The following is a 9,290-nucleotide window of genomic DNA, read 5'->3' on the forward strand; positions in this document are numbered from 1 at the left end:
GGGCATGGGGGGCGCGGGGCTCGCCGGTGGCCGCGCCGCGAGCCCCGCGGCGCTCGCCGGCGGGGTGTCCCGCGAGGGCTATGCGGCGGCGCGGGGCGAGCTCGACCGGCTCGTGGCGCTGTTCGGGCGCGAGGGTGTAGCGGTGGAGATCACCGATACGGGCTCCCCGCACGATTCCGAGGTCAACGACGCCCTTGCCGATCTCGCGTTCGACCTGTCGCTGCCGCTCGTGGCGACCACGAACGCTCACTACGCGACCCCACGGGACGCGGACCTCGCCGCGGCGCTTGCCGCCGTGCGCGCCCGCTCCTCGTTGGACGACATGGACGGCTGGCTGCCCGGATCCCCGGGCCAACACCTGCGCAGCGCGGGGGAGATGATGTTCCGTCACCGGCGCCACCCGCAGGCGGTGATGACGGCCTCGCGCCTCGCCGCGGAGTGCGCGTTCGACCTGCACCTGGTCGCGCCGAACCTGCCGCCCTACCCCGTGCCGCCCGGCCACACCGAGGCGACCTGGCTGCGCGAGCTGACCTACCGAGGCGCGCGCGAGCGGTACGGCCCGCCCGACGCGGAGCGGGTGAAGGGTGCGTGGTCGCAGATCGAGCACGAGCTCACCGTCATCGAGGCGCTGGACTTCCCGGGCTACTTCCTCATCGTCCACGACATCGTGGCGTTCTGCCGCAAGGCGGACATCCTGTGCCAGGGACGCGGCTCGGCCGCCAACAGCGCCGTCTGCTTCGCGCTCGGCGTGACCGCCGTCGACGCCGTGACCCATGGGCTGCTGTTCGAGCGCTTCCTCGCCCCCGAGCGCGACGGCCCGCCGGACATCGACGTCGACATCGAGTCCGACCGTCGCGAAGAGGTGATCCAGTACGTCTTCTCGCGCTTCGGGCGCATCAACGCCGCCATGGTCGCCAACGTCATCCAGTACCGGCCCAAGTCGGCGGTGAGGGACGCCGCCCGCGCGCTCGGCTTCGACGTGGGGCAGCAGGACGCGTGGTCCAAGTCGATCGACCGCTGGAGCGCGCTGCGCGTCCCTCCCGAGAAGCAGGAGGAGTGGGCCGCCAAGCAGCGGGACGCGATGTGGCCCGAGCCGCCGCCCTCCCAGGACCTCGAGAACATCCCGGAGCAGGTGCTCGACCTGGCGGACCGCTTCATGCGACTGCCCCGTCACCTGGGCATCCATCCGGGCGGCATGGTGCTGTGCGACCGGCCCGTCATCGACGTCTGCCCGGTCGAATGGGCGCGCATGCCGGGGCGCACCGTGCTGCAGTGGGACAAGGATGACTGCGCCGACGCCGGGCTGGTGAAGTTCGACCTGCTCGGGCTCGGGATGCTCTCCGCCCTCAAGTACGCGTTCCGCTCCATGCAGCAGGTGCGCCGCGAGGACCTGGGCCTGCACTCGCTGCCGCAGGAGGATCCCGAGGTCTACGACCTGCTGTGCGCGGCGGACACCGTGGGAGTGTTCCAGGTGGAGTCGCGCGCCCAGATGGCCACCCTGCCACGCCTCAGGCCGCGACGGTTCTACGACATCGTGGTCGAGGTGGCGCTGATCCGGCCCGGGCCCATCCAGGGCGGATCCGTGCACCCCTACATCAACCGCGCGCGCGGCCGCGAGGAGATCACCTACCTGCACCCGTTGCTGGAGAAGTCCCTGGGCAAGACGCTGGGCGTGCCGCTGTTCCAGGAGCAGCTCATGCAGATGGCGATGGACGCCGCAGGCTTCGACGGCTCGCTCGCGGACCAGCTGCGCCGCGCCATGGGCTCCAAGCGCAGCCCCGAACGGATGGAGGCGCTGCGGGCCCGGTTCATGGTGGGCGCCAACGAGCGCGGGATCACCGCGGACATCGCCCACCAGATCTTCGACAAGCTCAAGGCGTTCGCGGACTTCGGCTTCCCCGAGTCGCACTCGTACTCCTTCGCCTACCTGGTCTACGCCTCGAGCTGGCTCAAGGTGCACCGGCCCGCCGCCTTCTACGCCGGGCTGCTCGCCGCACAGCCCATGGGGTTCTACTCGCCGCAGTCGCTCGCGGCGGACGCGCGTCGCCACGGCCAGGCGATCCTGCGCCCCTGCATCGCCCGCTCCGAGGTGCTGGCCGGGGTCGAGGAGCTCGCCCAGCCGTTCGATGTGCCAGGCGAGCGGCGCGAGGAGCTGGCCCGGCTCGTCCACGTCGACCGCGCGCTGGCGGTCCGCATGGGGCTGGGCGCGGTGCGCGGTCTCGGGACCGAGGCCGCGCAGGCGATCGTCGACGCCCGCACGGATCGGCCCTTCGAATCCCTCCACGACATGGCGCGACGGGTGCGCGTCCGGCCCGGCGGCGTGTCGGGGTCCTCCGGGATGGCTCCCGAGAAGGGGCTGACCACCGCGCAGTGGGAGGCGCTCGCCACCGCGGGGGCGCTCGAGACCTTCGGGGTGACGCGCCGCGAGGGACTGTGGGCGTCGGGAGTGCTGTCACGCGAGGGTCCCGACACGCTTCCGGGCACGGTGCCCGGCGCGAAGGCGCCCATGCTGCCCGGCATGAGCGCGGTCGAGGAGGCCGTCGCCGACGTGTGGGCGGCGGGCGTGTCGATCGAGGGCTATCCCACGGCGTTCGTGCGCGAGGGCCTCGACAGGGCCGGGGTGCTGCGCGTGGCGGATGTCCTCACCCATGAGGCCGAGCGCCGGATCAGCGTCGCCGGCATCGTCACCCATCGCCAGCGACCCGGCACCGCGCGGGGGATCACCTTCATCTCGCTCGAGGACGAGACGGGCTTCCTCAACGTCATCTGCTCGGTGGGGGTGTGGAAGAGGTTCCAGGCGGTCGCGCGCCGCTCGCCCGCACTCGTGATCCGCGGCCGGATCGAGCGTGCCGACGGCGCGACCAACCTGGTCGCCGAGCACCTGTCGCCGCTGTCGCTGAAGGTGCCCTCGCGCAGCCGCGACTTCCGCTGAGCGGCGCCGCCGATCGCCCCCGCGGGCGCCGTATTCCACGATGTGCGACACCGCACAGGCGGAATAGTTGCGGCATCAAGTGCCGTTGACCCCTGTGCAGCAAGCAAGAAGATCGTGACCGAACAACAGAAGGAGAAGAACCATGTGGGACCTCATCCTGTGGATCATCGCCGCGATCGTCGGCATCATCGGCGTCGTCCGCATCTTCCAGAAGCAGATCCTGTGGGGCATCGTCCTCATCGTCGTAGCGCTGCTCATCGGCCCCGGAGGCGTGAGCCTCTTCACCTGACGTAGCCCGCGGGGCGCCGTCGCCGTCGACCACCAGGTCCGGTGACGGCGCCCCGCGGCGCGTCTACACCAGGTGGATCGCCACCGTCACTCCGGCGACCACGATCGCCTCCATGGACATCAGCTTGACCAGGATGTTGAGGCTGGGTCCCGAGGTGTCCTTGAACGGATCTCCCACCGTGTCGCCGATCACGGCCGCCCGGTGCGACGAGGAGCCCTTTCCTCCGTGGTGGCCCTCCTCGATGTACTTCTTGGCGTTGTCCCAGGCGCCGCCCGAGTTCGCCATGAACATCGACAGCGAGAATCCGGTGACCGCCCCTCCCGCGAGCAGCCCGAGCACGCCGGGCACGCCGAAGAGCAGGCCCATGAGCACGGGCGCGGAGATCGCCAGGATCGACGGCAGCATCATCTCCCGCTGCGCGGCGCGGGTCGAGATCGAGACGCAGCGGGTGTAGTCGGGCTCCGCCTCGCCGGTCATGATGCCGGGGATCTCCGCGAACTGACGCCTCACCTCGTCCACCATCTGACCCGCCGCGCGGCCCACCGCCTTCATGGTCAACCCCGAGAAGACGAAGGCGAGCATGGCGCCCGTGAACATCCCCACGATCACCTTGGGGTTGACCAGCACCACCTCGAAGCGCGCCATCATCTCCATGAGGTCCAACGATTGCAGCTCGTCCCCCGAGCCGGGCATCACGGAGGACCCGTCCGGGAACAGGTAGTCCTGGCCGCGGTCGAGCACGTGCGAGATGCCGATCTTGACCTCCTCCATGTATGAGGCCAGCAGCGCGATACCGGTGAGCGCCGCTGATCCGATCGCGAAGCCCTTGCCCGTGGCGGCGGTGGTGTTACCCAGCGCGTCGAGCGCATCGGTGCGCTGCCGCACCTCGGGGGGCAGCCCGCTCATCTCCGCGTTTCCGCCGGCATTGTCGGCGATGGGCCCGTAGGCGTCCGTGGCGAGCGTGATGCCCAGCGTGGACAGCATGCCCACCGCCGCCATGCCGATGCCATAGAGGCCCAGGTTCATCGTGTCCGTGGTGAAGGACCACCCGGAACCCGCGAAGTAGGCGACCGACGTACCCACCGCCACGGCGCCCACGGGGATCGCCACGGACATCATCCCCTCGCCGATTCCGGAGATGATCACCGTCGCCGGTCCGGTCTTGGAGCTGCTCGCGATCCGCTTGGTGGGCGCGTAGCCCTGAGAGGTGAAGTACTCCGCGGCGCGCCCGATGGTGATGCCGGTCAGCAGGCCCACCACGAGCGCGGTCCACACGCCCCACAGGTTGGGCACGTGCATGAGCGACAGCACCGCCAGCGCGAGCGCCGCGATCATCACCGCGGCGCCGTTGACGCCGCGGGCCAGCGAGGCAAGCAGCTGCTGGGGCGTCGCGCCCTCCTTGGTGCGCACGAAGAACACGCCCACCACGGAGAGCAGCGTGCCGAGCGCGCCTACCACCATGGGTGCAATGACGGCCGTCAGCTGCACCTCGGCCCCGGACCCGAAGTACGCGGCGGCGCCCAGCGCCGCCGAGGCGAGAATCACGCCCACGTAGGACTCGTAGAGATCCGCGCCCATGCCAGCGACGTCGCCCACGTTGTCGCCCACGTTGTCCGCGATGGTGGCGGGGTTGCGAGGGTCGTCCTCGGGGATGCCGGCCTCGATCTTGCCCACCAGGTCCGCGCCCACGTCCGCCGCCTTGGTGAAGATGCCGCCGCCCACGCGTGCGAACAGCGACTGCACGGCCGCGCCCATGCCGAACGTCAGCATCGTGGTGGTGACCACCACGATGTGGTGGGCATCGTCGATCGCGTAGAAGCGGGTGAGCACGAAGAACCACACGGCGATGTCGAACAGGCCCAGGCCCACCACGGTGAGCCCCATCACGGCGCCCGAGCGGAACGCGACCCTGAGCCCGGCGTTGAGCGAGTGGCGCGCCGCGTTCGCGGTGCGAGCGGAGGCGTAGGTCGCGGTGCGCATCCCGATGAAACCCGCGAGGCCGGAGAAGAGGCCGCCGGTGAGGAACGCGAACGGCACCCACGGGTTCTGCATGTGCAGCACGTAGGCGAGCACGCAGAACACCGCGGTCAGCGACACCAGCACGATTCCCACGATCTTGTACTGCTGCTTGAGGTAAGCGATCGCGCCGGCGCGCACGTGAGCGGCGATCCGCTTCATCGTCTCGGTGCCCTCGGACTCCTTCATCATCTCCGCGAAGAAGTAATAGGCGGCGCCGAGCGCGAGCACGGACGCGACCGGGACGAGCCAGAACCAGGCGGGCATGGCGACCTTTCTTGGTGTCGGCGGCCTAGTGGCCGAAGGACGTGAGCGCGGACCGCCACCACGGCCGGTGCTCGCGCTCAAGGGAGTCGTGGCTGGGCATGGGGAAGGCCGTGATGCCCGTGGCATCGCCCACGTAGAACGCGCTGCGCACGGTGCGGAACAGCACCTCCTGCGTCATCTGGCGCATCACGGTCTTGGTGGCCTTGCCCGACCCCGCTGCGAGCTCACGCAGGCAGTCGCGCAGGTGCGGAATCTGCGGGTAGGGGAGGTCCTCGACGTCGGGGGAGTCGGGGTCCGAGCGCAGTTCGCCCAGCGTGAGCTCGGTGAAGGCGATTCGCGGCACGTGGATCGGTTGGCTGGTGTCGGTGATGAAGCGGGTGAACTCCACGGGGTCGAGTCGTGACACCACGCGCGGCGTCACGGGACAGAACTCCTGATACATCCGCGCGCGCAGCTCGCCATCGGGCGCGTATGCGGCGGCGTTCAGCGTCAGGGTGATGCCATCGTCCGTGGTGAGGTGCAGCGCGGTGAGCGCGTGGCGCGGAACCCTCTCGAGCACCCGGTAGATCGCGAGATACAACGAGTGCTTTGCGCGTCCGTCGGGGTGCGGCGCGCAGCGCGCATCGAGGTCCTCGAGGTCGAAGTCGTCCGGGTCGAGCGCGGCCGCGTCGACGGAGAAGAACACGGCCTGCCCGCGGGTGCGCTTGGCGGTGCCCATGGCGAAGTACCTGCCGAAGTCGTGCGGGCCCAGGCCGGAGGCGATGAGTGCCTCGGGGATGAGTGAGAGATACAGATGGGTCGTCATCGTTCGTCCCGTCCTCGTCGACTGGCCGTGGGGGCTCACCTTCGACGCTAGGACTCTGGGACGCGGCCGAGCCGGGCACTTGGTCCCGCACGGCGGACGCCCAACGGGGCCCGCCACTGCACGTCGCGAACCATGGACCGTGCTAAGGTTTCTCTCGCGCTGAGGCGCTCCACGGAGCTCCTCGGACCACCTGTCCGGGTGGCGGAAATGGCAGACGCGCTAGCTTGAGGTGCTAGTGCCCTTTACGGGGCGTGGGGGTTCAAGTCCCCCCTCGGACACCACACCACTGAGGCCCCGACCCCCACGGTCGGGGCCTTCGTCGTTCCCCGGCCTTCCGTGGCCAGGGGACGATGCGGCGGCCGTCCCGCGCATCGTCCCTCGCCTTGGTTACGATGCGAGCAGCGCGCCGCCGCGCGCTGCTCGCGCTGCGCTACCAGGGGAGAGGAGTGCCGGTGCCCGACACCATCCGACGGACGTCGGCACCGCTGCCGTCCGAGTGGATCGGCCACGCAGAGACCTGGGCGGCGTCCTTCCGGGACTCTCGCCGGTCACGACTGTGGGTGCTCGTCCTCTATCTGGTGGTCGCCGCCGCGATCGTGGTGCCCGTGGTGCTGGGGCCGGGCAAGGCGCTGTCGCGGATCGACGAGCCCACCCACGCGGACTACGCGTGGCAGGCGGCGCATTTTCAGATTCCCTTCGCCGGTGCGACGATCGCTCCCGAGATTCGCGAGATCTGGCAGTGCGCAGGCCAGGAGCGGTACGTGCTGCCAGCCTGCGGCTCCGAGGCGGCGGCGTGGGAGTTCCCGTACGAGGGGCAGCAGTACAACTTCGGCCATCCGCCGCTGTACTACCTGACCGTCGGGCTGCCGGCGCGGGCCCTCGACGCCGCGGTGCCGGGGCTGGACTTTGTGACCGCCGCGCGGCTGCTGGGCGTGCTCTGGCTCGGGTTAGGGATGTTCGTGACCTTCGTCGCGCTGCGGCGGTGGCGCGTGGACCCTGCCGCCGCGATCATCGCGCCGTTGCTGCTGCCGGCGTTCCCGCGGGTCCTGCACGCCGTCACCACCGTCAATCCGGACGCGGCCGCGGTGATGATCGGCGCCTCGGCCGTGTGGCTCGCCGCCCGCATCTTCGTGGATGACGACGTGGACTGGCGGCTGGCCGCGCTCCTCGCCGGCGTCGCCGGCATGACCAAGACGATCAGCGCGATCCCGTTCATCGCGCTCGGAGCGCTGCTCGCGTTCCGCGAGGTCCGCGACTGGCGCCGGACCCGGCCCCGCGGCAAGGACGTCGCCACCGTTGGCGCCATGGCCGCCGCGATCCTGATCCCCTACGGCGTGTGGCAGCTGTGGCAGGGCGGGCGCGGCGACCCGAACTGGCAGAACCCGCTGGTGGGTCTCAACACCCGCGACGTGGTGGGGCTGCCGGGCTCGGAGTGGATCGAGACCGCGTTCAACGGCCTCAACCTGGTCTCCGATTACTACATCCAGGAGCCGCTCGACGTGGCGCTCCTGGTGTCGTGGACGCGCGTTCTCAACGTGCTGCTGATCGGCGCGATCTTCGCCGTCATCGTGGCGTGCGCAAAGGAGCCTGCGCGGCGCTCGCTCGGGTGGATGGTCCTGGCGGGGGCGATCCTCTACCCCACGATCGTCCAGGTCCAGGCGTACCTCAACACCGCCGTGCCGCAGTACTTCCCCCAGGTCACTGGGCGATACGGCCTCGCTCTGGTCCCGGGGGCGGTCGCGTGCATCGTCATCGCGGCGTGGAAGGCCGGCTACCGGAGGCTCGTGTACTTCCTGTCGCTCTCGGGACTGGTGATCCTCGCGGTGGTGATCGTCAACGGCTGGCGCGTCATCTGACGCCCGCTAGCCTGGTCCGATGACCGAGTCCGACGTCGTCCGCATCGCCCGCGACCTGATCCGCATCGACACCTCGAACTACGGGGACGTCGAGGGACCCGGCGAGCGTGAGGCGGCCGAATACGTCGCCGCGTACCTCTCGGACCTGGGCCTCGAGCCCGGCATCCGGGAGTCGGAGCCCGGGCGCGCCTCGCTGACGGCGCTGTGGGAGGGGAGCGACCGCACGCGCGACCCGCTGGTGCTCCACGGGCATCTCGACGTGGTGCCGGCGTTCCGCGAGGACTGGAGCGTCGATCCGTTCGCGGCGGAGGTGCGGGACGGCATGATCTGGGGCCGGGGCGCGGTCGACATGAAGGGCGTCGACGCCATGTACCTGGCCGCCGTGGCGCGCATGATCAACTCCGGGGTGAAGCCCGCGCGCGACATCGTCATCGCGTTCTTCGCGGACGAGGAGCACGGCGGCGGCCGCGGCGCCAAGTGGATGGTGGAGAACCACCCCGAGGACTTCCGCGGCGCTACCGAGGCCGTGTCCGAGGTGGGCGGGTTCTCGATCCAGGTCGCCGGCCGCCGCGTGTACCTGTTCCAGACGGGCGAGAAGGGCATCCAGTGGTTGCGCCTCGCCGCCACCGGCGTCCAGGGTCACGGCTCGCTGATCCACCACGACAACGCGGTCACCCACCTCGCGGGCGCGATGAGCCGGATCGGATCCTTCGAGTGGCCGCTGGACGTCACGCCCACGGCTGAGACGCTGCTGCGCGGGGCGGCCGAGCTGCTGGAGGTCGAGTACGCCGACGATCCCGCGACCATCGACCGCATCGTCGCGGGCCTCGGAAGCGTGGGCCGGATGGTGGGTGCGTCGCTGCGCAACACCTCCAACCCGACCATGCTGGACGCCGGGTACAAGACCAACGTGATCCCGGACACGGCCGGAGGCTTCGTCGACACGCGATTCCTCCCCGGCCAGCAGGAGCAGGTGCTGCGCAAGGTCGAGGAGCTCGCCGGCACCCACGTGAAGGTCGAGCAGTACATCACCGAGCGGGCCATCGACCAGCCTTTCGACGTGCCGCTGGTGCGTAAGGCGATCGAGGCGGTCACGGCCGACGATCCGGACGCCGTGGTGCTGCC

General features: G+C 70.3%; 6 protein-coding genes and 1 tRNA gene. 5 read left to right on the forward strand and 2 right to left on the reverse strand.

Going from position 1 to position 9,290, the window contains the following annotated elements; all coding sequences use genetic code 11:
- Together Q0L54_RS08115 and Q0L54_RS08120 are read left to right on the forward strand one after the other, a co-directional pair.
- The coding region (locus tag Q0L54_RS08115) for an error-prone DNA polymerase (protein ID WP_296666974.1) at nt 1-2,932 on the forward strand (2,932 nt) is incomplete at its 5' end.
- A gap of 142 nt (nt 2,933-3,074) precedes the next feature.
- Complete coding sequence (locus Q0L54_RS08120; protein WP_296666975.1) at nt 3,075-3,221, forward strand: GPGG-motif small membrane protein; 147 nt, start codon at nt 3,075-3,077, stop codon at nt 3,219-3,221.
- Nucleotides 3,222-3,284: 63 nt separating this feature from the next.
- Here the strand turns inward: Q0L54_RS08120 and Q0L54_RS08125 are convergent, their stop codons facing one another.
- The gene (locus Q0L54_RS08125; protein ID WP_296666976.1) at nt 3,285-5,504 is read right to left on the reverse strand and encodes a sodium-translocating pyrophosphatase; all 2,220 of its coding nucleotides are present in this window, start codon (nt 5,502-5,504) and stop codon (nt 3,285-3,287) included.
- Between the two features lie 25 nt (nt 5,505-5,529).
- Nucleotides 5,530-6,309, reverse strand: coding sequence for a hypothetical protein (locus Q0L54_RS08130; protein WP_296666978.1), 780 nt, complete (start codon nt 6,307-6,309; stop codon nt 5,530-5,532).
- 192 nt (nt 6,310-6,501) lie between these two features.
- Here Q0L54_RS08130 and Q0L54_RS08135 point away from each other — a divergent pair.
- The 3 genes from Q0L54_RS08135 to Q0L54_RS08145 form a co-directional block, all read left to right on the forward strand.
- A tRNA-Leu gene (locus Q0L54_RS08135) sits at nt 6,502-6,590 on the forward strand.
- Between the two features lie 171 nt (nt 6,591-6,761).
- On the forward strand, nt 6,762-8,165 hold the full coding sequence (locus tag Q0L54_RS08140) for a glycosyltransferase family 39 protein (protein WP_296666980.1): 1,404 nt from the start codon (nt 6,762-6,764) through the stop codon (nt 8,163-8,165).
- Between the two features lie 19 nt (nt 8,166-8,184).
- A partial coding sequence (locus Q0L54_RS08145; protein ID WP_296666982.1) for a M20/M25/M40 family metallo-hydrolase occupies nt 8,185-9,290 on the forward strand: 1,106 nt, incomplete at its 3' end.

The sequence above is a fragment of the Demequina sp. genome, from assembly GCF_024642165.1.
Taxonomy (GTDB): Bacteria; Actinomycetota; Actinomycetes; order Actinomycetales; family Demequinaceae; genus Demequina.